At 50.9% G+C, this 22,346-nt stretch carries 23 protein-coding genes and 1 riboswitch; of the genes, 17 read left to right on the forward strand and 6 right to left on the reverse strand.

What is annotated here, in order from left to right; genetic code table 11:
* The first annotated feature begins 4 nt into the window (after nt 1-4).
* Both ACFQ2I_RS06190 and ACFQ2I_RS06195 read left to right on the forward strand, forming a co-directional pair.
* Nucleotides 5-1,123, forward strand: coding sequence for a DUF58 domain-containing protein (locus tag ACFQ2I_RS06190; protein WP_377562815.1), 1,119 nt, complete (start codon nt 5-7; stop codon nt 1,121-1,123).
* Nucleotides 1,120-2,460: a DUF4129 domain-containing protein gene (locus ACFQ2I_RS06195; protein WP_377562816.1), complete on the forward strand. Its 1,341-nt coding sequence runs from the start codon at nt 1,120-1,122 to the stop codon at nt 2,458-2,460. Before ACFQ2I_RS06190 ends, ACFQ2I_RS06195 begins: the two co-directional genes overlap by 4 nt.
* 61 nt (nt 2,461-2,521) lie before the next feature.
* Here ACFQ2I_RS06195 and ACFQ2I_RS06200 read toward each other — a convergent pair whose 3' ends face one another.
* Nucleotides 2,522-3,505, reverse strand: coding sequence for a YpdA family putative bacillithiol disulfide reductase (locus tag ACFQ2I_RS06200; protein WP_377562818.1), 984 nt, complete (start codon nt 3,503-3,505; stop codon nt 2,522-2,524).
* 104 nt (nt 3,506-3,609) lie between these two features.
* Between ACFQ2I_RS06200 and ACFQ2I_RS06205 the strand changes: the two genes are divergently transcribed.
* Entirely contained in the window at nt 3,610-4,134 is a 525-nt protein-coding gene (locus tag ACFQ2I_RS06205; protein WP_377562819.1) for an ADP-heptose synthase, read from the forward strand.
* Between the two features lie 30 nt (nt 4,135-4,164).
* Here the strand turns inward: ACFQ2I_RS06205 and xerS are convergent, their stop codons facing one another.
* Entirely contained in the window at nt 4,165-5,256 is a 1,092-nt protein-coding gene (gene xerS, locus ACFQ2I_RS06210) for a tyrosine recombinase XerS (protein ID WP_377562820.1), read from the reverse strand.
* Between the two features lie 193 nt (nt 5,257-5,449).
* Between xerS and ACFQ2I_RS06215 the strand changes: the two genes are divergently transcribed.
* The 8 genes from ACFQ2I_RS06215 to ACFQ2I_RS06250 all read left to right on the forward strand — a co-directional run bounded on the left by ACFQ2I_RS06215 (nt 5,450) and on the right by ACFQ2I_RS06250 (nt 12,795).
* On the forward strand, nt 5,450-6,166 hold the full coding sequence (locus tag ACFQ2I_RS06215; protein WP_377562821.1) for a DsbA family oxidoreductase: 717 nt from the start codon (nt 5,450-5,452) through the stop codon (nt 6,164-6,166).
* A gap of 33 nt (nt 6,167-6,199) precedes the next feature.
* Nucleotides 6,200-7,273, forward strand: a complete 1,074-nt coding sequence (locus tag ACFQ2I_RS06220) for a lactonase family protein (protein WP_377562823.1) — start codon at nt 6,200-6,202, stop codon at nt 7,271-7,273.
* Between the two features lie 63 nt (nt 7,274-7,336).
* Nucleotides 7,337-7,558, forward strand: coding sequence for a cold-inducible protein YdjO-related protein (locus tag ACFQ2I_RS06225; RefSeq protein ID WP_377562824.1), 222 nt, complete (start codon nt 7,337-7,339; stop codon nt 7,556-7,558).
* 122 nt (nt 7,559-7,680) lie between these two features.
* The gene (locus ACFQ2I_RS06230; RefSeq protein ID WP_377562825.1) at nt 7,681-8,121 is read left to right on the forward strand and encodes a thiol-disulfide oxidoreductase DCC family protein; all 441 of its coding nucleotides are present in this window, start codon (nt 7,681-7,683) and stop codon (nt 8,119-8,121) included.
* The gene (locus ACFQ2I_RS06235; protein WP_377562826.1) at nt 8,108-8,986 is read left to right on the forward strand and encodes a radical SAM/SPASM domain-containing protein; all 879 of its coding nucleotides are present in this window, start codon (nt 8,108-8,110) and stop codon (nt 8,984-8,986) included. Before ACFQ2I_RS06230 ends, ACFQ2I_RS06235 begins: the two co-directional genes overlap by 14 nt.
* 41 nt (nt 8,987-9,027) lie before the next feature.
* On the forward strand, nt 9,028-9,453 hold the full coding sequence (locus tag ACFQ2I_RS06240; RefSeq protein WP_377562827.1) for a GNAT family N-acetyltransferase: 426 nt from the start codon (nt 9,028-9,030) through the stop codon (nt 9,451-9,453).
* Between the two features lie 65 nt (nt 9,454-9,518).
* Nucleotides 9,519-10,949, forward strand: coding sequence for an MBOAT family O-acyltransferase (locus ACFQ2I_RS06245; protein WP_377562828.1), 1,431 nt, complete (start codon nt 9,519-9,521; stop codon nt 10,947-10,949).
* Nucleotides 10,950-10,959: 10 nt separating this feature from the next.
* Nucleotides 10,960-12,795, forward strand: a complete 1,836-nt coding sequence (locus ACFQ2I_RS06250; RefSeq protein ID WP_377562829.1) for a polysaccharide deacetylase family protein — start codon at nt 10,960-10,962, stop codon at nt 12,793-12,795.
* 101 nt (nt 12,796-12,896) lie between these two features.
* Here ACFQ2I_RS06250 and ACFQ2I_RS06255 read toward each other — a convergent pair whose 3' ends face one another.
* On the reverse strand, nt 12,897-13,043 hold the full coding sequence (locus ACFQ2I_RS06255; RefSeq protein ID WP_262675802.1) for a hypothetical protein: 147 nt from the start codon (nt 13,041-13,043) through the stop codon (nt 12,897-12,899).
* Between the two features lie 140 nt (nt 13,044-13,183).
* On the opposite strand from ACFQ2I_RS06255, the gene ACFQ2I_RS06260 reads away from it, so the two are divergent.
* Nucleotides 13,184-14,152: a 2-hydroxyacid dehydrogenase gene (locus ACFQ2I_RS06260; RefSeq protein ID WP_377562830.1), complete on the forward strand. Its 969-nt coding sequence runs from the start codon at nt 13,184-13,186 to the stop codon at nt 14,150-14,152.
* A gap of 79 nt (nt 14,153-14,231) precedes the next feature.
* Here the strand turns inward: ACFQ2I_RS06260 and ACFQ2I_RS06265 are convergent, their stop codons facing one another.
* The 3 genes from ACFQ2I_RS06265 to ACFQ2I_RS06275 all read right to left on the reverse strand — a co-directional run bounded on the left by ACFQ2I_RS06265 (nt 14,232) and on the right by ACFQ2I_RS06275 (nt 16,491).
* Nucleotides 14,232-14,678 carry a hypothetical protein gene (locus ACFQ2I_RS06265; protein ID WP_377562831.1) on the reverse strand — a complete coding sequence of 149 codons (447 nt, stop codon included), beginning with the start codon at nt 14,676-14,678 and terminating at the stop codon, nt 14,232-14,234.
* Nucleotides 14,679-14,700: 22 nt separating this feature from the next.
* On the reverse strand, nt 14,701-15,330 hold the full coding sequence (locus ACFQ2I_RS06270; RefSeq protein ID WP_377562832.1) for an iron-containing redox enzyme family protein: 630 nt from the start codon (nt 15,328-15,330) through the stop codon (nt 14,701-14,703).
* A gap of 357 nt (nt 15,331-15,687) precedes the next feature.
* Nucleotides 15,688-16,491 carry a helix-turn-helix domain-containing protein gene (locus tag ACFQ2I_RS06275; RefSeq protein ID WP_377562833.1) on the reverse strand — a complete coding sequence of 268 codons (804 nt, stop codon included), beginning with the start codon at nt 16,489-16,491 and terminating at the stop codon, nt 15,688-15,690.
* A 120-nt stretch (nt 16,492-16,611) separates the two neighbouring features.
* Between ACFQ2I_RS06275 and pyk the strand changes: the two genes are divergently transcribed.
* The 5 genes from pyk (at nt 16,612) to ehuB (ending at nt 22,337) form a co-directional block, all read left to right on the forward strand.
* Nucleotides 16,612-18,030: a pyruvate kinase gene (pyk, locus tag ACFQ2I_RS06280; protein ID WP_377562834.1), complete on the forward strand. Its 1,419-nt coding sequence runs from the start codon at nt 16,612-16,614 to the stop codon at nt 18,028-18,030.
* A gap of 72 nt (nt 18,031-18,102) precedes the next feature.
* Nucleotides 18,103-18,213, forward strand: a riboswitch (purine riboswitch).
* Nucleotides 18,214-18,361: 148 nt separating this feature from the next.
* On the forward strand, nt 18,362-19,309 hold the full coding sequence (locus ACFQ2I_RS06285; RefSeq protein WP_377562835.1) for an EamA family transporter: 948 nt from the start codon (nt 18,362-18,364) through the stop codon (nt 19,307-19,309).
* Between the two features lie 81 nt (nt 19,310-19,390).
* On the forward strand, nt 19,391-20,023 hold the full coding sequence (locus ACFQ2I_RS06290) for an SGNH/GDSL hydrolase family protein (protein WP_377562836.1): 633 nt from the start codon (nt 19,391-19,393) through the stop codon (nt 20,021-20,023).
* 420 nt (nt 20,024-20,443) lie between these two features.
* Nucleotides 20,444-20,725, forward strand: a complete 282-nt coding sequence (locus tag ACFQ2I_RS06295) for a CD3324 family protein (RefSeq protein WP_377562837.1) — start codon at nt 20,444-20,446, stop codon at nt 20,723-20,725.
* 793 nt (nt 20,726-21,518) lie between these two features.
* A complete protein-coding gene (ehuB, locus tag ACFQ2I_RS06300) occupies nt 21,519-22,337 on the forward strand; it encodes an ectoine/hydroxyectoine ABC transporter substrate-binding protein EhuB (RefSeq protein WP_377562992.1) in 819 nt (272 codons plus the stop codon).
* Nucleotides 22,338-22,346 lie beyond the last annotated feature (9 nt).

Here is a 22,346-nt window from a genome sequence, read left to right on the forward strand (position 1 = left end):
CAACATGTTGATCTTTCTCTGGTTCCTGGTCATGACAGCGGTGCTGCTTCTAGCGCAAAAAATGATCTATCAGCGCTTCGCATTGCGAAAAGTGAGCTATTCGAGACGCTTCAGCAGGAACACCTGCTTCAGGGGGGAAGAGATGACTCTGATCGAACAGCTGGCGAACAGGAAGTGGCTTCCCGTACCTTGGGTGTCGGCAGAGTCTCAGTTGTCCGCCCATCTGCGGTTCCGTACAGGAGATAACTTCGCAGTAAGCAGCGGCAGCCATTATCAGAATCATAAGAGCTTCTTCAGTCTGAAGCCGCAGTCCAAAATAACACGTACGCATTGGATTACGCCGCAACGGCGGGGATGGTACCGTCTTCATACAGTATCGCTAACGAGCGGCGATCTGCTCGACATCGGCCGAAGCGTCAAGCAACTTCCCCTAAGCAGCGAGCTGATCGTCTACCCCCGTCCCGCCGATGTCGATATGGGGCAGCTGCCTCAACACAGCTGGCAAGGCGATGTCACGGTTAGGCGCTTCATCGTGCCGGACCCGTTCGTTATCGCGGGAGCAAGACCCTACCAAGCCGGCGACAGCTACAAGATGGTGAATTGGAAGGCGACAGCGCGTGCAGGCAGCCTGCAGGTGCATCAATATGACTATACCGCGGACCGACGCTTGCTTGTCTATCTCAATGTGGATGATGGAGAAGGCATGTGGCGCAGCGTATCGGACGTCGAACTTATTGAATACGGCATCGAATGGGCGGCTGGAGCAGTCAACTGCGCGATTGCAGCGGGGATGGAAGCCGGCTTCTCAACCAATATGCCGCTGGAGGGAGAAACGAACAGTGTTACAATCGAGCCGTCGGGCGGACATGAACAGCTGTATATGATCCTCGAAGCAATGGCGAAGCTGCGCCTGGAGCGGACGGAGCCCTTCCCTATGCTGCTGCGTCGGGGAGCGGAAGAAGGCTATCGCGATCGCGACATACTGATCATCTCTTCTTACTGGAATGACGAGCTGGAGGCAGAGGCGCAGCGGTTGCGGCTTAGCGGCAATGCGGTTGCAATATGGGAGCTGCGCATGAAGGAAGGAAGCAGCGACAAGGAGAGGGAGGGGCAAAGCGCATGAGGATGAAGCGTCTTGCCGGTACGGTGCTGCGAGGAGTCGCCGAGCTTTTGTTTTTGTTTCCATTGGCTGTCATTGCATCCGCTTACCTGCTGCCGGACTCCCAAGGCATGATCTGGTATGCAGCGTTGTTGGGCAGTTATACGCTTCCTACGCTATTGTTGTTAGGGAAAGAGTCGATTCGCAAGGGGATGCATGGGTTGCTTGCATGCTTGATGGGATCCGCATATTCTGTGGCGGTATTATACTTGCTGTTGCCGTCTCCTTCGCTATTGCAGCTTGCTGTCTGCGCCCCGGTAAGCATATATGTCGCTTATCAGGGAATCGCGCTGTACATTCGCAACTGGCCCAGCAGCTTCCAGAGCAAGCATATGCTGACGGGACTGGCGATGTATGCTTCAGCGCTTGCAATAAGCGCATTCCGGCCAGACGACCTGGCGAACTATCATACGCCGTTAATCGCAGGCGGCATCACTTCCACAATTTTGTTCCTATTCATCGCGAACGAACGGCTGTTGTCTCGAGAGACTGTGGATGACGGCTCTCGATCACCGGCTTATGTCGATGCCAGACGGAGGAACCGAATGCTGCTCGCAGCGCTCGGAGTCACCTTGCTCCTGCTGTCGTTCCTGCACCGCATCCTGCAATGGATAAAGGAAACTGCGGAACGCATGCTTCAGCAAGTGCTGGACTGGATGAACAGGGAGAAGCAAGAGCCGCCCGTCCAAGAGGAGGCTGTGGCGCAGCAGCCAGGCGGGATGCCGCCGCTGGAGAGCGGCGAGCCGTCCAAGCTGATGCAATTGCTGGAGCAGGCGTTCAAGGTCATCGCTATAGCGATCATTGCAGCCATCGCAATCATTCTTGTCTACTTCGGCTTGAGAGGGTTATATCGCCTATGGAAGCGATTGGCCGCGAAGCTGATGCAGAGAGAGAGGCTACTGAGCAGTGCGGAAGCGGCTTATACAGACGAAGTGGAAAGTCTGACGGAGGAGCAGCCGTTCTTGAAGCGGTGGAAAGCGATATGGAAGAGTAAGAGAAGCCCGGTGAAGGAGCCTTCCTGGGAGTCGCTGGGAAGCAACGCGGAGCGGATTCGCTATCTCTATAAGCAACTCGTTCGCAAGGCAGCGGGGAAAGGGTATGAACCTGGGGGGCACTTGACTCCCCGCGAAATGGCAGCAGACCTAACACGGTCGCAAGGAGACAAGCAATGGAGCAAGCCGGCGCTGGACGACATGATGACGACTTACGAGAATGCCCGTTACGGCGGACATCAACCGAAAGACGCCGACATTGCGCGTCATAAAGCGATACTGGAGGAAAGCAACGGACGTGACAAATAACCTTGCCGATGGGAGACGCTGATCTGAGCTCTCATCGGCAAGGCTTTATTGATATGTCGTATTATAGTCGTCCTGCTTCGATCATATGTTGTACAATCTTGCGCCCATGGAAGCGTCCCGTCTCGATAAAGATCTCATTCGCTTCATGACGAGAAGCGACGACGCCAGCCAGATAGATGCCCGGGACATTGGTCTCCATCGTATTCTCGGCAAAGGTAGGATAGCCTTCCGCTTCCATTGTCACGCCGGCCGACGATAAGAAGCCGCGGTCCGGATGGAAGCCCGTCAAAGCCAGCACGAAATCGTTAGGCAATTCTCTGTTGCCGTCCGGACCTTGTACAACGATGTGACGGGAATGTATTTCCGTCACGGTAGAGTCGAACAGCATCGTGATGGCGCCTTTGGCAACCTTGCCCTCGAAGATGGGGCGCACCCAAGGCTTGATGCTGGAGGAGTACTGGCTTCTGCGATAGACGACGGTCACATCCGCCCCTACGCGCTCCAGCTCCAATGCGGCGTCGATGCTGGAGTTGCTTCCGCCGATAATCGCGACCTTCATGCCGGCATAAGGGTGAGCTTCGCGGAAGAAGTGGCTGACCTTCTCGGAAGCTTCGCCCGGAATACCGAGCATGTTGGGCGAATCGAAGTAGCCGGTCGCGATGACGACATGACGGCAGGCATAGGTCAGCTCCTCTTCCTGGAAGCGATCATGTCCCTGCAATTGGAATCCTTCATCTGTTCGCCGGATATTCGTTATCGTCACGTAAGGCGCGATACGTAGCTTATACCGCTGCGCGACGGTTCGATAGTAGTTCAGCGCCTCCAGCCGCGTCGGCTTGTCATTCGCTGTGGTGAAGGGAATGTCTCCAATCTCCAGGAGCTCGGACGTACTGAAAAATTGCATATAGGTGGGGTATTGCGAGATAGCATGTACAATATTCCGCTTCTCGATGACGAGAGGGCTGACACCGTGCCGCTGAAGCTCGATTGCTGCAGCTATGCCACATGGCCCTGCCCCGATAATGATCGTATGTTCCATATTCATAATTGAGTCCTCCAGTAAGAAAGGTTCTGGCAATAAGCTTGTACAAGCATTGAATTGCTGTATAATTAATGATGCTAGTAGACTGAATGCAGGAGGAGAGATTCGTGCATCGACGTTTTGTCATTGAAGCAGTGATGGTAGCGACCTACGGACATCTGCTCGTACCCGTCCATCCTGTGGATTTTATAGTACCTTATTCTTCCATTTCTGAGCTGTATGAGATGAGAGACGGCAACGATCCCGTTATGGACAATCCAGAAGACGACGGGCATGTGAAGGCGCAAATCCACCAGCTTATTTTATTCTTCGAAGATCCGCTTAATCGCAAAAAAATAGAAAAAGCGCTCCAGGCGCCGTGGCGGGAAAGCTCGCCGCTGCTTCTGAACGACCGCATACAATTCACGATCGTCAATACGATGGACACAGCTCAATACGGCGAATTGTTCGATCCTATCGAAACGGAACTGATTCTAACGGCATTAAAGCTCGGCACGCCGCTCTTGACGGATCAGTTCGAATTCCAGGATAAACTGATCGAAGCGGAAGTGCCCGTGCAGGTTTACGATATCGAAGATTTCGAATTCGCGGTGGAAGAGGGCATTGCCCCGGGCGATCTGGAACAGATGTAGGTCGACAGGGCGGAGAATTGCTGCCCGTTACTAGCGAGCGTCATTCCCGCTTCTGCGGTCGATCGCCTCGGCCATCGTCTTGTCCGTCAGATGCGCATAGATCTGCGTCGTCTCCGGCGATGCGTGGCCGAGCTGTTCCTGTGTCTTATATATGTCGTTCTGCAGGTAATAATCGGTAGCGAAGGAATGCCGCAGCTTATGGACGGACAAGTACGGCTTGCCGAACCGCTTGGCATACTTCAGCACCATTGCCTGAATGGCTCGTTTCGTCATTCGCGAGCCATCGCTCTTCCCGTTCGCAATGGCCAGGAACAGCGCTTTCTCGCGCCGGGGCGGATTATATCGCATATCTCTAAGCTCGACGTACGCCTTCAGATCGTCTATCGCATCTTGCCTGAAGTAGACGGGCGTTTTGAAATCATCGTCGTTCTTCCCCTTTCGATATACATAGATCAGCTTCTTCTTCACATCCAGATCGTCCAGATTCAGATTGACCAGCTCCGAGACGCGAAGCCCGGAATGAAGAATAAGGCTGACGATGCATGCGTCGCGAGTCCGGTTCCGCTCATAAGCATAAAGCGCCTGCTTGTTGCTGGCAATCTCCTCTCCGTAATGACGCTTGATATAATGAAGGAATTCCGCAATTTCCTCTTCTTGCAGCAGCTTGCCCTCCAGCTTCGCAGCCGTATCCTTCGGCTTGTGCGTCCGCTTGATCGCCACCTTCGCCATCACATTCCGCTTCAGAAGCGGGTAGAAGTCGTCGTCCTCGGCGATCTGGCTCAAATAATGGAACAAGGATCGTAATGAAGACAGCTTGCGGGTGACGGTCGTTTTGCTGTTGCGCTCCTCTTTGTATGTCGTGAGAAACATGCGGAAGCCGTCAACGCTCTCCATCTTCAGCTGCTCCAGCTCTTCCAGCTTCACATCCCGAATATTCTTCGCTTCCGTCAAGCCTTCCGCCATTAGCCAGCGAAGGAACGTCTCATAGTCTCTCATATATTCCACCAATGAGGCAGGCGACAGATCCGGCAGCTTGTATTGGACGAACTGCTCGACGTACCATGGCATGCGCGGCAGTCTTGCTTCCAGTTCCTCCCGGTCCTTCTGCTTCAGAATGTTCATCTTTGTGAACTAGCCTCCTACCTGTAAAGTTTCTCTATTCGTATTGTACCAATTGGTGCATCCGGGAACAATGGATACGGCTGTCTACAGCTATATTTTCTTAGTGAAATGGGCTGTTATGAAAGAGAATTCAAACTGAAGGCATGTTCATGGTATAATGATTAACGGAGTTGAACTGTAGGGGGTGCACGTTATGAAAATCGAGATTTGGTCGGACTACGTATGTCCGTTCTGTTACATCGGCAAACGAAATCTGGAGACTGCGCTGGAGCAGTTCCCATACCGCGAGCAAATCGAAGTCAAGTATATGAGCTTCGAGCTCGATCCTGCGGCGGATACGCAAGCCGGCGCCAGCACGCATGAAATGCTGGTTCGGAAATACGGCATGAGTCTAGAGCAAGTAAAGGGAATGACCGCTAACGTGACTGCGCAGGCAGCTGCTGTCGGACTGGCCTACCGGCTGGACGATACAACGGTTCAGAATACCTTTGATGCGCACCGTCTGTCGCAATATGCCGCAACGCAAGGTGCCGGAGCGAAGGTGGCGGAACGCTTGTTCAAGACTTACTTCATAGATGCCGACAATATTGGCGATTCGAAGCGGCTGACCGAGCTGGCAGCGGAGTGCGGACTTGATCCGGATGCCGTGAAGGCCATGCTGGAGTCCGATGCGTATAAGGAAGAGGTTCGGGCTCAGGAGCAGGAAGCAAGGGATCTCCATATTAGCGGAGTACCTTACTTCGTCATTGATCGCAAATATGCCATATCTGGCGCGAGACCGCCTGCCGACTTCCTGGAGGCGATAACGAAGGCATGGGAAGAGGGACAGCATTCTCCATTCACGAGTCTGGAGGGCGACGGCGAGGCAGGAGTCTGCAAGGACGGCTGGTGCGCGCCATCGAATGACTGAAATCATATCATGATTGAACAGGAGGGGGCGGTTATGTCCCAGCAACAACAGCTATACGTATTTTGCGGTGCGTATGCCGAGCAAGGCGAGCAAGGGGTGACGGTATATGTATTCCATGAGGATACGGGAACGATGGAAGAGAAGGGCCATTATGCAGAGTTGAAAAACCCTACATTTCTTCATGTGGATGCGGAGCGCGAGCTGCTCTACGCCATCTCCGAGACTGTGGATGAAAGCGGCAAGCGCGTCGGTGAGTGCGCGGCATTCCGGATAGATAAGCGGCAGGGCGACTTAGAGCTGATCAACCGTAAGCGCAACGTCGATGCTACGCTATGCCATATCCAAAGTAACGGTTCATACTTAACGGTAACGAGCTATCACGGCGGGCTGGTAGGCTTGATCGGACTGCAGGAGGACGGCTCGATCGGAGAGCTTCAGGATGTAAAGCAGCATGAAGGGCGCAGTGTGGATCCGGAACGCCAGCAGGCTCCGCATCCCCATTCCAGCTTCTACAGCCTTGACGGGCAGTATTTGTTCGTTCAGGATTTGGGGCTGGATCGGATTATATCCTATCGCGTGAATCAATCCCGCGGAACGTTGTCCAAGCATGGGGAGTTGGAGCTGCAAGGCGGCGCAGGACCGCGCCACTTGGCATTCCACCCCAGCGGGAAGCAAGCTTACGTCATCAACGAGCTGGATTCTACCGTATCGGTGATGACATATGACAGCGAGAAGGGCGAATTGTCTGTGATTCAGACCATAAGCACTTTGCCGGAGGGGTACAGCGGAGAGAATGGAACGGCGGAGATCGCCGTCTCACGAGACGGTCGCTTCGTGTACGGATCCAATCGGGGTCATGACAGCATCGTCGTGTTCGCGGTAGACGGAGAAAGCGGAAGACTGACGACCATTCAGCATATTTCATCGGGCGGCGGTCATCCACGTCACTTTGCTTTGACGCCTAACGGCGACCATCTGCTTACGGCCAATCGGGACAGCAACAATATAGTCGTGTATGCCGTTAATAAAGAGACAGGCTTGCTTGCCCTGGCGGAACATGAGGCGCAAGTATCGAAGCCGGTATGCGTCATTCCCGTTTACTTGTAGGAATGACAGAAGAACATATTATGATTGCGAAATCCGTTTTACAAGAAAGGAATCAGGTAACAAGTGACAACGAAGAGCAACGACAGCAAACTAGATGTAATACCGACTAAGATATGGAAATGTAAAAATAGTGAATGCAAGGCTTGGATAAGAGAGGAATTCACAACTGGCGAGCAGTTGTGCCCGATCTGCCGGGGACCGATGCATCGCAGCATGCGACATCTTCCAGCGGTGAAGAACAAAGTACCTCGTCAGCCACGGCAGCCTAAAAACGATGCCTTCTAACAAACAAGGAGCTCTGGCCTATGGTCAGAGCTTTTGTCTACCTATGTCTTAGAAATGTGCAATCGAGATGTCTCCTATGATAAGATGAAAGTGGCAGAGTGGCTTGGAAACGGGGAGAGCGAATGAGAGAGTCAGAGGAAATGAAGCGGGCAGTTGTTATCATTGATGGGAAATGTCACCTGTGCCACGGATTGACCCGCTTCCTGGTAAAGCATGACCGGAAAGCGTCAATCCGCTTCGCCGCCCTTCAATCGAAGGCCGGAAGAGCCCATCAGGAAGCGGCGGGCTTGACGCTTGCTTATACGGATTCCTTTCTTTATTCCAAGAACGGGACGTATTATAAGGAATCAGGGGCAGTCTTGCGCGTGCTCTGGCAAGTGGGAGGAGCGTGGCGGCTGTTATACCCGCTATTGCTTGTTCCACCGCCGTTGCGCAACGCTGTGTATCGGTATGTCGCACGTAACCGTTATCGGTGGTTCGGCGGTTCAGAAGTATGTCTGCTTCCGTCGCCGCATGTATTAGCACGATTTGTAGAGGACGGTCTCGGGAATGAAGAAATTTAAAAAATTTTATATAGAAACGACTAGCATTTGTAACCTATCCTGCACATTTTGTCCCCCGACGCAACGGGCGAAAGGCTTCATTTCATTGGAGCAGTTTGCCAGGACGCTCGATGAAGCTAAGCCGTACACCGATTATGTGTACTTTCACGTGAAAGGGGAGCCGCTGCTTCATCCCAAGCTGGATAGTCTGCTTGATATGAGCCATGAAAAAGGCTTCAAGGTGAATATTACGACGAACGGCACGCTCATTCGAAAAAATAGGGAGAAGCTGCTTGGCAAACCTGCGCTGCGTCAAATCAACTTCTCATTGCATAGCTTTGACGGTCATCCCGGCTCCAGTGACAAAGCGGGTTACTTGGCCGATATATTGGCATTTGTACAAGAGGCTGTCACGGAGAGTAAAGTAATTGTTTCCTTCCGGCTATGGAATTTGGACATGGACAACGGGACAAACGTGCAGCGCAATCGTAATCGGGAGCTTTTGGGAATGATTGAGCGCGCTTTTGGGCTGGAATATGAGATTGAAGAGAAGTTCAAGCCCGGTACGGGAGTGAAAATTGCCGAGCGTATTTATTTGAATATGGATCCCGAGTTCCAGTGGCCGGATTTGCACGCGCCGGAGGACGACGGGAAGGGGTTCTGCCATGCACTTCGCAATCAGGCCGGCGTACTGATCGACGGTACGGTTATCCCGTGCTGTCTGGATGGCGAAGGGGTGATTAATCTGGGCAATATCCATGAACGGAGCTTGAAGGACATCCTGGATGGAGAGCGAGCGGTGCAGCTGTACGACGGCTTCTCCAGAAGAGAAGCGGTAGAGGAGCTCTGCCGCAAGTGCGGATACCGCCAGCGCTTCGGCACGTAATCGTTCAAGTTAGAGAGATGCAGGAGAGGAGCAAGGACAACATGCTGAAGACAGAACGAATTAGGGACAAGGCCGGACTGGATGCAGCCTTCGCGATACGCACACATGTATTCGTAGAGGAGCAAGGCGTGCCGGTGGAGCGGGAGATGGACGAGCACGATCCGTCAGCACTTCATGTATTGGCCTATTATCAAGAGAGGCCCGTAGCGACGGGGAGAATGAGGATGCTGGATGGTATGGCGAAGCTGGAGCGGATATGTGTGCTTGCAGAGTGCCGGAAGTCAGGCGCGGGGAAGGCGATCATGCTGGAGCTGGAGAGCATCGCGCAGGAGCAAGGTGCGACCGGATTGAAGCTGAACGCTCAGCGAAGCGCGGAAGGATTCTATAGACGGCTGGGATACAGCACGGTCTCCGGGGAGTTCATGGAGGAAGGCATCCCGCATGTCACGATGACCAAATCGCTGTAATGCGGTGAGTTTGGACTGCAAGTCGTCACGTTTTGAAGGCATACGAATGAAAGAAGGCTTGCGATGTGATCTTTTCAACTTATACGTTTATTTTTATATTCCTGCCGATTACCTTCTTCGGCTACCGGCTGCTCAGCGAGCTTCGCTTCCATCAAGCGGCCAAACTGTGGCTGGTGATGGCGTCTATCTACTTCTATGCGCAGGGAAGCGGCAGCTTCGTCCTGCTGTTCATCGCCGATATTCTGATTAACTTCGCGATCGGCAGTCTGATCGTTCGTGCCGCCAGACGGAAGGCCGTCTGGCGCAAACGAACGCTGCTAGTGGCAGGCTTGCTGCTGAATGTAGGCTTTCTGGGATATTACAAGTATGCGAACTTTGTCATTGAGAACATCAACCTGGTAACAGGCGGAGCGTATGGCTTGCTGCAGATTGCGTTGCCGCTCGGCATATCGTTCTATACGTTCCAGCTCATCGCCTACTTGGTGGATTGCTACCGGGAGCGTACGAAGGAAACGCCGATTATCGACTTTCTGCTGTTCATTACGTTCTTCCCGCAACTGATCGTCGGGCCGATCGTTCATCATGGCGATGTGATCCCGCAATACCAGGACCGGAAGCTGATGCGGTTCAATGCGGTTAATTTCATGCTCGGCACGTATTTGTTCGCTATGGGCTGCGCCAAGAAAATCATGCTCGCCGATCCGCTCACATTATACGCCTCCGACTTCTACAGCAATGTTGGGGCCGGAGACATGTTCAGCGCATGGCTGGCTTCCCTGGGCTATACGATCTCCTATTATTTCGATCTGTCCGGATACGCAGACATGGCGATCGGGCTGGCGCTTCTGTTCAATATTCGACTGCCACACAACTTCAATTCGCCGTACCGCGCCCGTAACTTCCGGGAGTATTGGCAGAGATGGCATATGACATTATCGAAGTTTTTATCGGACTATATCTTCAGAAGCTTCTACCGGAAGGGCAGCGGCAGCTTTAATTTCTATTTCTCCGTCATGATGACGTTCTTTGTCTCCGGCTTCTGGCACGGTGCGGGTTGGCAATTCGTACTGTGGGGCATTATTAACGGGATATTCGTCTGTATGGCCCATGTCATGTATCGCCGCAAGTGGAAGCTGCCGTTGTTCCTGGCCTGGGGACTGACCTTCGCAGGGGTGATTGGAACGAGAATTCTGTTCGTATCGGATAGCGCATCGGAAGCCTGGACAGTTATAGGCATGATGTTCAGCATGGACGACTTCGCAGGCATGACCGTTGCAGAAGCAGGCAGGGCGCTGGGCGCATTCGCAGCCAATCACGCTTATCTGATCGCTTTGCTGCTCGTCGGCATGGGCTTTTCCTTCTTCGCGCCGAATTCCGGACAGCTGACGGAGAACTTTGTGCCGCGGTACAGACACGCCTTTGTATCCGCACTGCTGCTGGGTCTGTCGCTTGCGCAGATGACTTCCGTATCCAAGTTTTTATATTTCCAGTTCTGAGGTGTAAGTGATGAAGTTGCGCAAATGGTTAATGGCATTTATTGTGTCACTGGCACTCGTCTTCGGTCTGCTCGCGGGCTTCAATATCGTCGTAGATCCGTTCGGCGTGTTCGGGGACCGGGTGCTGAAGTGGCATTCCTACAATATGGTGAACAATCCGCGTGTGGCGAAAATCGGCTATCTGGAGCAGCGTCACGACGAGTATAACGCCTATATTATCGGCGGCTCCAAGTCCAGTTCCCTGTCGCCGGAGCGTCTCAACGCTTATTACGGAGACGGAGCCAGCTTCTACAGCATGCTGATGTATGGCGGGGACTTCCACGATTATGAGAAAACACTGTATTATCTGGTCGATGAATACGCCCCGAAGCATATTGTGCTGCACATGAGCCTGCAGGAAATCAGCCATTTCAACGAGAAGCCGACGGACTTCAAGCAATCGTTGCATGCGAAGGTGTCCGGCGAATCGAAGGCGAAGTTCTATTGGGATTATCTGAAGCTGAATCCTTCTTACGGCTACGCGAAGCTGGAAGGCTATGCCAAGCGGCTGGCGGATGACTTCGCCTACTCCCAGTTCGTGCCGGAGACGGGCGTCTATAACAAGGTGAAGCGAGATGCGGAGCCGGTGGACAATCTGGAGGCATTCGTGAACGCTAATCGGGAAGCATTCAAGCCATTCGGCAGACTTGAAGCGGTCGCGATGGAGCAAAATGTGAAGGCGCTGGAGGAGATGAAGCAATACGCCGAATCTCGCGGCACGACATTCTTGCTGATTACAGGAGCCACCTATGAGCAAGAGCTGCTCAGCTATAACATGGACGATCTGAAAACCTATTGGAGTATGATAGCGGAAGTAACCGACTTCTGGGATTTCTCCGGCTATACGCCGGTTAGCGGCGATCCGCGCTATTATTACGATACGATGCACTACCGGAACACACTCGGGGAGATGATGCTGGGCTATATATTCAAGGACCCCGATGTATATGTGCCTGCCGGGTTCGGGCATTATACGACGAAGGAGAACGTCAAGGAGCACGCCGAGGCTGTGTTCACACCGCCATCGATAGCGGGAGGCGATGCGGTAAGTATTCCCATACTCGTCTACCATCACATTGACGATGACCCCTTCGAGCCCAATTCCCTGATCACACCGCCTGCGAAATTCAGAAGCGACATGGAGGAGCTGAAGGCGGCCGGATACAACGCGGTGCACCTTGGCGAGCTGATCGATTATGTAGACGGCAAAGGAGAACTGCCGGACAATCCCGTAGCCATCACGTTCGATGACGGTTACTACAGCAATTATGAATATGCATATCCTGTCTTGAAGGAGCTTGGACTGAAAGCGACTATATCCGTAATCGGCTGGTCAGTCGGCCGGGAGGAACATCGTATACCGGGCAAAAACTTCTATCCGCACTTTACTTGGGATCAGGCGAAGGAGATGGCGGATTCCGGCGTCATCGAAATTCAGAATCACTCCTTCGACATGCACGAAACCGCTGGAGAAGAGGCAGGCAAGCGAAATGGCGTGCTCCAAATGGACGGGGAGAGCAATGGCGAGTACAGCCGGGCTTTCATCGGGGACGCAAGCAAGATGCAACAAATAATTGAAAATCGCGTAGGCAGTGAAGTGAATGTGTACACGTATCCGTTCGGCTATTACACTCATCTATCGGAACAGATTCTAAAGGATATGGGCTATCGGATGACATTAACGACGCATTCCGGCATTAGCCAGGTAGTAAAAGGCGATCCCGACAGTCTATTCGAGCTAAGGCGAATTAACGGAAGCCCGGAAGTGCCGAGCGATGTGCTCATTGGAAAGCTTGCAGTACAATAATTGCAGGAACTGGAAGGAGATGCGCCATGGCATCGGAATGACATGACATGGCATCTTCCTTCCGGTTTCAGCCGTATTGTACCGGGCTAGTCCGGTCCCGATTAACCTGTAGAGGGGTTGTTCGGGGTATGCCCTTTCTGGTTTCGATTCCTGGAAGAAGATGCAGCTACATTGTTCTCGGCATGAAGCGAGCCGGCTTCATAAGCAAAGTTTCTGCTTGCCATGGACTTGTGTTTATGGCGACCCATACAATAACCTCCATCTCTATAAAGTCATCACCTTAGGGACAAGCATAGTATGTGCAGGTAATCGGTCCTTTATGGAGGTAAAGGTAGTCAGGCAAGATGTGTTATAATGTGAACGTTATCATTGGAAGGAGAGACGGCGAATGCGACCACATGTATTTGTAGACAGGCCGATACCGGAGGAAGCGGAAGCTTACTTGAAAGAACACTGCACAGTCGACATCTGGAGAGGAGAAGATACGATTCCGCGCGAGCTATTGCATGAAGCATTGGCGGAAGCCGACGGATACTTCACGGCGGGCAGACGCATCGATGAACCGCTGCTTGCCGCAGCGCCTTCACTGAAGGCGGTCAGCTCCATGAGCGTAGGGTATAACCATCTGGATATTGAGGCGATGAAGCGGCATGGCGTTGTGGGAACTCATACGCCTTATGTGCTTGACGAGACGGTGGCCGACCTGACCTTTGCCTTGATGCTGGGTGTCGCGCGTCGGGTAGCGGAGCTGGATCGCTATGTGCGCGAAGGAAAGTGGCAGCGTGGAGACGGCGAGAATCTGTTCGGCATGGACGTGCATTCCCGCCGGCTAGGCATCATCGGGATGGGAAGGATCGGCGAAGCGGTTGCTCGTCGGGCGGCGTTAGGCTTCGGCATGGACGTACAGTATTACAATCGCTCGCGCAAGCTGAATACGGAGGAGTTCCTTGGGGTGAAGTATATTTCATTGGATGAGCTGTTGGCTACATCCGACTTCATCGTGTTATTGACACCGCTGACGCCGGAGACGGAAGGCATGATCGGCAGACGGGAGTTCGGCCTGATGAAGCGTGACGCCTATTTCATTAACGTATCGCGCGGAGCGACTGTAGATGAAGAAGCGCTGATTGAAACGCTTCAGAACGGCAATATCGCGGGCGCTGGACTGGATGTATTCCAACAGGAGCCGCTGCCGGCGGATTCTCCGTTGACGAAGCTTGACAATGTGCTGCTGTTGCCGCATCTGGGATCGGCAACGACGAAGACGCGACGTGAGATGGCCATGGTAACGGCGAGGGATCTGGTATGCGTGCTGCTAGGCTCCGCCCCCAAGTATATGGTCCCGGATTTTAAATAAGGAAAAGCCGATGCAGTTGGAGAAGATACTGCATCGGCTTTTTTTGGTCATGCAAAAATGATACAAATTATACTAATAACTAAGAAACCGGGAACTTCTCGTCAATAAGCTTATTATGTGTTGTTCCTAAGAACGCATAAGCTTCTTTAGCAGAGACGTCAAGATCATTGTTATAGAAGCTCTTAAGGGAAGAAATGAGGCCAGACTCCTTTGCTACCCGATCCATTTGCATTTTCATCATCATAGAGCTGCATAGAACTGCGACTTTCGATACTTTAGGGATGAGATATATTTGCAATTCGTTCCAAACTTTAGTGACATCAGCGCTAAAAACAATAGGTCTGCCATTCTGAACCATGTAACGATTATCGACCAAAAGAGAAACTTCCTTCTCCGGGAATCGCTCAACTTCTTCCTTGATGCTGGTAGAAGCTTGAATAGCGTCTTCTACCGTCATGTTTCCGCGAACCTGCCAACTAACTATCGCATTAGCCCTGTCAGTATAGTAAACTACTTTTTCAGACAAAATAATTCCCTCCACAATACTATTATTCAGCAAACCAAGAACGCTGCATCTGGTCAATGGCATATACCGTGTACTTAATGAGGTGCTTCGCTTCTTCTACTTGCTGCTCGTTCATATTTGATAGGTAATGATACACATCACTATGCTCTTCATCGGCTACCGTATGGACTTCCCAGTACGTTAGATTGGACATGCCCGAGTTTTGAAGCCGTTCCAAGACATGTACATACATCATGTGAGCGAATTTCTCAGCAGTACTGTTGATAATCAATAAGGACAAGTTATCCTCCATTACAGCCGCAGCACGATACAATGCCGAGATGAAGTTTTCTGTCTCATAGCTAGGACGAGAATGCACGGGATCTTTCAACCCCAAGCCTAGCATAAACTCTCGAAGCATTTCAGGATGGTCCTTCTCCTCCTGATAGTGAGTGGAGAAAACATCATGCGGTGCATCTTGGAAGCGATCCCAACGCACTTTCAACAGTTCAGCAAAGTGATGCGACAAATGATAAAGATGCGAACACCACGTTAAATCAGAAGGCTGGACTTTTTGTGGAAATTTAACGAAGAAAGGATTGGTCTCTTTCAAATGTTTCAATTGTCCTTCAATTATTTCATTGATTTGTTCAACATAAACTGCTGTTGTCACAGGTACTTCCCTCCCAATATGTGTAAGCTCTGTTTTGAAAGTCATGTCTAATCCGGCAATTTGATTGTGACGCAAGCCAATAACCTACATGTCGAAGCACCTCCATGACTTGAAAAAACAATAGGAACATGACTCACTTCTTTAGACTCTAAAATTATGAAGCTTCGACATAAATATGAAAAAGTAATATGTAAATATCAGTATTCAAATTTATTTGTAGTTTCACAATATTTAACTATTAGCAGTTCATCAATGTACCCATCATTATTTATCGGTATAAAAAAAGAAAAATTAACCTTTTTCTGAAATTTATCTGCAAATGATCTATCTATGAGAAGTCATCCTTTTTTTAATAGCTTATTGGGAGCTTCGCTCCGTGAGCGAGACAGACGGTGGATAACCGAACGTTCGCTTGAATATCCGCTGGAAATACGATACCTCGCTGTAGCCCAAATACTCTGCAATTTCCGTTATATTGAGCAGTGATTCCCGCAGCAAATATTGTGCTGTACGCATACGTGTATGATGGATATATTGGCTAATGGTCTGGCCGGTGCCCTGGCGGAATAACGATGCTGCATGATTCGGGCTCCTGCCAATACAATCCCCAAGCTCGATTTTCGTAATTTTATTCCGGTAGTGATTCGCAATGTATTGTTTCATACGCACTACGTGATTATCGCTCTTCATCGAAGACGAAGAACTGTGATCCAGCTCTCTGTTCCATAAGGCCAGTGTATCCACCAAGAATGCCTCTACTCGGGCTGACGCATATGGTGTACCGTCTTGCCATTCCTTCCACACCATCTTTAGACGATCCACGCACATTTCATATATCCCTGGTTTTGAGATTTTAGGAGAGGGAGTGGCTAACAACGGTATAGCATCTGTTCGCCCAATATTGAATTGAATGACATATTTTTCATGAAAGACAGTCGGTATACTTTTGCCGTAATACGAAAGTTGTGCAGGGATGAACAGAAAGTCACCTCGTTCTGCCAATGTCTTCTCCCCATTCAACCAGTACAGACACTTGCCATAAGTCATGATGACAAGTTGAGCGTATGTCGCGTGATTCATGAGTGATGAACTGTCAGTAGTGAATTGTTCTTCGTACCAGTTCATCCCCTGATGCTTGTTGATGGTGTTGATAGATAGCATAATCAGTTCCTCTTCTCTCTGAATACAATAAGACTATATTTCTCTCATCATACTATAATTCATATACGGTGTCCCTTAGATGCTCTACAATAATGACAGTTCAAGTTGGAGGGATAAGCAATGAGTCACACAAAAATGGTATGCACAATGGGGCCGTCGACCCATTCGATCTCGATTCTAAAGGAAATGATAAAAGAAGGCATGCATGTAGCCCGCTTGAATATGGCGCATGGCGAGCTCAACGATCATAGCGGAAGAATCGCAATGATCAGACAAGCAGCCTCCGAGGTGTCTTCAGTTGTAGCTGTCATGATGGATATTAAAGGACCTGAAATAAGAATCGGCACGTTGGAAGAGGGCTCCTACGCCTTAAATAACGGCGATCTAATCAAGCTTGTTACAGATGATATCGTTGGCAATGGAGAGTGCGTATCTGTTAACTATAAGGACCTGCCGAAGGTAGTAAAGCAGGGCAGTCGCATTCTCCTCGACGACGGATTAATCGAACTGTCCGTGGAGCTAGTAACGGATACTGAAGTGACATGCCATGTTGTGAATGGCGGCCTGTTGAAGCCGCGCAAAGGCGTCAACCTGCCAGGTATTCGCACAACGTTGCCGGGCGTGACGGAACGCGATGAGAAGCATATCGCATTTGGCGTGGAGCAAGGCGTCGACATGATCGCCGTATCCTTCGTGCGCAGGGCGGAGGATGTTTTGCAGGTGCGTCAATTGCTGGAGGAAGCGGGAGCTTCGCATATCAGCATTATCTCCAAAATCGAGAATGAAGAAGGGGTAGACAATCTGGATGCGATCATCGAGGCATCTGACGGAATAATGGTAGCCAGGGGAGATCTGGGTGTAGAGATTCCGGCGGAAGATGTGCCGATGATACAGAAGTCTATGATTGACAAATGTAATCAAGCCGGCAAACCCGTCATTGTCGCGACGCAAATGCTGGATTCCATGCAGGTGAACCCTAGACCTACACGCGCGGAAGTGAGCGATGTGGCCAATGCGGTGCTGCAAGGAGCCGACGCCATTATGCTGTCGGGAGAGACGGCCGCCGGCAACTACCCGCTAGAATCGGTGCGCATGATGAGGCAAATCGCGGAACGAGCTGAATCAACAATACATTACAACGACCAATTCCGAGTTCAAATGAATCTGCCCTCCTCATCTGCGACAGAGGCTATTAGTCAGGCCGCGGTAAGCGCATCGCTTCAATTGGACGCTGCGGCCATCCTGACGCCTACAGAGAGCGGATTCTCGGCAAGAATGGTATCCAAATATCGTCCGAAGGCACCGATTATCGCGATCTCGGCCCACGATTATGTTCTGAAGCGGCTTAGCCTGATTCGGAGCGTCATCCCTGTGAAGGGTGAAGCAACCGCTTCTACCGACGAGATGTTCCAGTCCGCCATCCGCAATGCCTCTCGAACGAATCTGCTGCAGAAGGGCGACTATGCCGTCATTACAGCCGGCGTGCCTAGCGGCAGATCGGGAGCGACGAACTTGATCCGAATTGTCGAGGTTGAATAATCATTCAAGACGTATTGACAATGTAATCGGATCAATTAAAATAGAAACTGTTATGATGTAATCATCAATCTTTTACAATCGGATATCCTTTTTCGTATAACCCCACATAACGGTTAATGGCACAGGGTGGGGGTTTCTACAGGGAGCCTTTACTTCCATGCTACGAACGATTGTCCTGTTAATGGCGGACATGACTTTCGTAGCTTTTTTTATTTATTGGGGAAAGTGGCATTCCAATCGAAATTGTCAATGATCAAGCATAGTCCGTTATGTCTTGCATGATCGACATGTGAGAGAAGTAAACTAACGGGGAGGATGAGGAGGATGTATGATGTTAAAACCATATGCAGCTGTATTTATCGGTGCGGCCAGTTACGGGGTACTGTCGACCTTCGTCGTGCTGGCATACGACCGGGGATACTCGCTGGGCGAAGTAGTGGGCAGCCAGCAGATGGTCGGATTTCTGCTGACGGCTATGTTCGCCTGGTACATTAGACGAAGAGAAAGTGCAGGCGCGTGGCGACGGAATGAGAACATTCGCTCAGATGAACGCGGATTGACCTCTCTGACCTGGACGCAGCGTCTTGTGCTTATGGCGGCAGGCATGCCTACGGCGATTACCGGTTTGTTCTATTACCAATCCTTGCGATACATTCCTGCATCGCTTGCCATTCTGTTGTTGTTCCAGTTCACCTGGATTGGCGTCGTTGTGCAAGCCGTCCGGCAGCGGAAGCGTCCCAGTCTGCCAGTATTAATCTCATTGCTCATCTTGTTCACGGGTACACTGCTTGCTGCCGGCTTGCTGGAGAAGGGGGCTGGAAGTTTCAATATGCTCGGTATTGCCTTAGGGTTCATGGCGGCTGTCAGCTACACATTGTTCCTGCTGCTCAGCGGGAAGGCCGTACCGAAGGCGCATCCGGCTTACCGCGGCATGTGGATGATGTTAGGGGCTATGCTCTTGGTATTCGCGCTCTTCCCGCCGCGATTCCTCTTCGATGGAGGTCTGTGGAGCGATCTGACCCTGTTCGCGCTGCTGCTCGGCGTATTCGGCGCATTGCTGCCTCCGGTGCTGTTCGCCTACGGTGTGCCTCATATCGGCGAAGGAATGGCCGCTATTCTTGGTGCAGCGGAGCTCCCAATGGCTGTTCTATTATCATCGCTCATATTAAGGGAGGATGTCACGCCGCTGCAATGGGGAGGCGTCGTCATCATTGTGTTCGGCGTTGCTTATCCGGAGCTTATGCGCCGAAGAGGGAAAGGGGCCGCCGCAGTCTCATGAAGCACTGCTTCTTGACAATAATGGTAGTGAAACGTAAAATGTGGAAAGATTTTATGCTATCAACGTATGGAGGGGAGCAGCTTGTCATTGATTAAAGAGAATGAAGTTGTACTATTTCAAGGGGACAGCATTACGGACTGCGGCAGAAACCGGGAAGACCGGGGCAGTCTTGGAAACGGTTACGCCAATATGACGGCCGGGATTTTCGGTTACTTGTACCCGGAGCGGAAGGTGACATTTTTAAACAGAGGAATTAGCGGCAATCGAGTCGTTGATCTGGAGAGGCGCTGGGAGGAGGACTGTCTCTCACTAAAGCCCGATTGGGTGTCGATCTATATTGGCATCAACGATACATGGCGCAGATATGACAGCAACGATCCTACCTCTACGGAGAGCTATTATGAAGGCTACCGTCGACTCATCCGAAGTACGAAGGAACGCCTCGACGCCAAACTTATATTGGTTGAGCCATTCGTCTTGCCGGTACCCGACGATCGGCGTAACTGGAGAGATGATCTGGATCCTAAGATTGCCGCGGTTCGCGCGTTGGCAGAGGAGTTCAAAACGTTGTATGTACCTCTGGACGGACTGTTCGCCGCACAAAGCATGCGTACCGGGGCAGCGTATTGGGCGGGAGACGGCGTTCATCCTTCGCCTGCGGGGCATGCACTTATTGCTGATGCATGGCTGAAGGCAGTCGGAGCACGCAGCTAAAGCAAACAGCGGGCAGGCCTTTTCATCTTGAAGAGGTAAAGTTTCTTTTAAAGCGTTTTTTCGCTATCCGCTTTCCATGGAATGGAAGTATAATGAGGGTGTCGGGCCGATGAATGAATAGCGAAAGGAGTTGAGTATGTTGATCAATTTTAAAGAGGTGGTCTTCGCTTAATAGCGAAGACCGCCATAACGGGGAGGCCGCAAGGCCTCCTTCCATTTTGTGAGGGAATCGCGAAAAAGCTGGGACTGCACTTGAAATGGAAATCCGGCGTTGTAGATGTATCTTATATTCAATATAATGGAACCAGGAAGTTAAAAAATACGAAAGAAAGGGAGGCATTAACATGATAGTCATTACACCGCAAGTCAAGAGAATGACCGAAGGCCACATTACGAAACTGTTCGAGGAGGATTTATACCGTGAACTACAGAAATGGAAGAGACGTGCTTCCCCCTAGTTTGCTTGCCGAGCTGCAGCAATATATTCAAGGGGATCTGATCTATATTCCCAAACCGTCCAATCAACGTGCGAGTTGGGGCGAGAAGAGCGGAGCCAGACAGCTGCTTGCCGAGCGCAATCGCGAGATCTATAAATGTTATGCCGATGGAGCCACGATTACGGAGCTTGAGCACAAGTTCCACTTGTCCAGCGAAAGCATCCGCAAAATCATCGTCAAAGTGAAATGCAAGTTGACGATATGAGCGACCAATAACAAAGAACCTCCCATGTGAAATGGCGAGGTTCTTTTTCCTGTCCCCTTAATGAAGAGCGGTGGCTGGCAAATCCAATTTCGTCCGCGGGTACTTGTAATCATCCCGGTAGCATCTGGTGTCGGCATCGTATGTGGATTGCGACAATCGATGTGAAATATCGAAAACGGGCAGATGAGGATTAACGTGCAGCGTCGACCCGTAGAAGGAACAGCCTTCAAAGTTAAAATCAAGGGTAGTGATCATGAGGACACAATTGGTGAAGACACAGTTTTTGAAGCTAAAGCCGTCAAAATTAATTGTTTCGTTGTTAAAGCATTCATTCATGATTAGTTTCATTCACAACTCTCCTCTGTAAATAGTGAACCGTGTAAGCGGCAAGATCAATGTTATCAAAGCGGCTATGAAATGTTTGTCGCAAACTGCTTGTCAGAGACAAAAAGTTATCGACAGAGTGTGCCTTTTTTCTCTATAAGAAATATTTATGAATAGAACTGAGATAATAGAGATTCATATTTATAAAAAATGCTTATATAACATACATCGGATGACATGTAAAATCTTCAATTCGCGAATATAAGGAAGGATACGGCAGGAATAAGGAGGACCCGCTCCGTCAGTCCGCCTCTCCTATAGTTAGCTATATATAACCTTGATTATGCCCTTTTACTGGAAATGACCTCAGCGCAGTTTGATGGTAGCCTTTTAAGTGTCCGAAAAAAAAGTGTTAGAAAGGTTGGGGTTCAAAGTGCGAAAGTTGTGGGTGTCGCTGCTTACCATTCCCTTGCTTCTACTAGGAGCATGTAGTGGAAATGAGCAAGTAACACTGAAGGATTTACAAAAACAAGGTTATGTAACTGTGGGGTTCGCTGGCGAAAATCCATATGCGTACAAAGACGAGAACGGCAAGCTCACCGGAGAAGCAGTGGAGATCGCACGCGTTATTTTGGAGCGGTTAGGCATTGATGAGATGAAAGGCGAATTGACGGAATTTTCAGGTTTGATTGCGGGGCTGAATGCGAAGCGGTTCGATATGATTACAGCCGGGATGTTCATTAACCCGGAACGTTGCAAATCGGTTAACTTCGCAGATCCGGAATACAGCATCGGCGAAGGGCTAGCCGTAAAGGCGGGCAACCCGCTGGGACTGAAGAGCTATGCAGACATTGCCGCGAATAAGGACGCCAAGGTAGCCGTTATGGCAGGCGCAGTAGAGATAGGTTATCTGGAAGCCTCTGGCGTACCGGAAGATCAGATGGTGTTCGTCAACAATCAGGACGATGCCATTAGCGCACTGCAATCCGATCGGGCGGATGCAATGACGATGACGGGTCCGGCGTTGCAATCCCGACTGGATGCGGCGGGCGATAGCAATCTGGAGCGTGTCATGGACTTCGAGCAGCCAACGGTGGATGGCGAGAGTGTACGCGGCTACGGAGCAAGCGCATTCCGTAAGGCTGACACAGAGCTGCGGGACGCATTCAACGCGGAGCTGGACAAGATGAAGGAAAGCGGAGAACTGCTTGAAATCCTCCAGCAATTCGGGTTCACTGAACAGGAATTGCCTGGCGATATGACGGCACAGCAGCTCTGCGAAGCGTAGAGAAGTGGA

Source organism: Paenibacillus chungangensis (genome assembly GCF_042675905.1).
Lineage (GTDB): Bacteria > Bacillota > Bacilli > Paenibacillales > Paenibacillaceae > Pristimantibacillus > Pristimantibacillus chungangensis.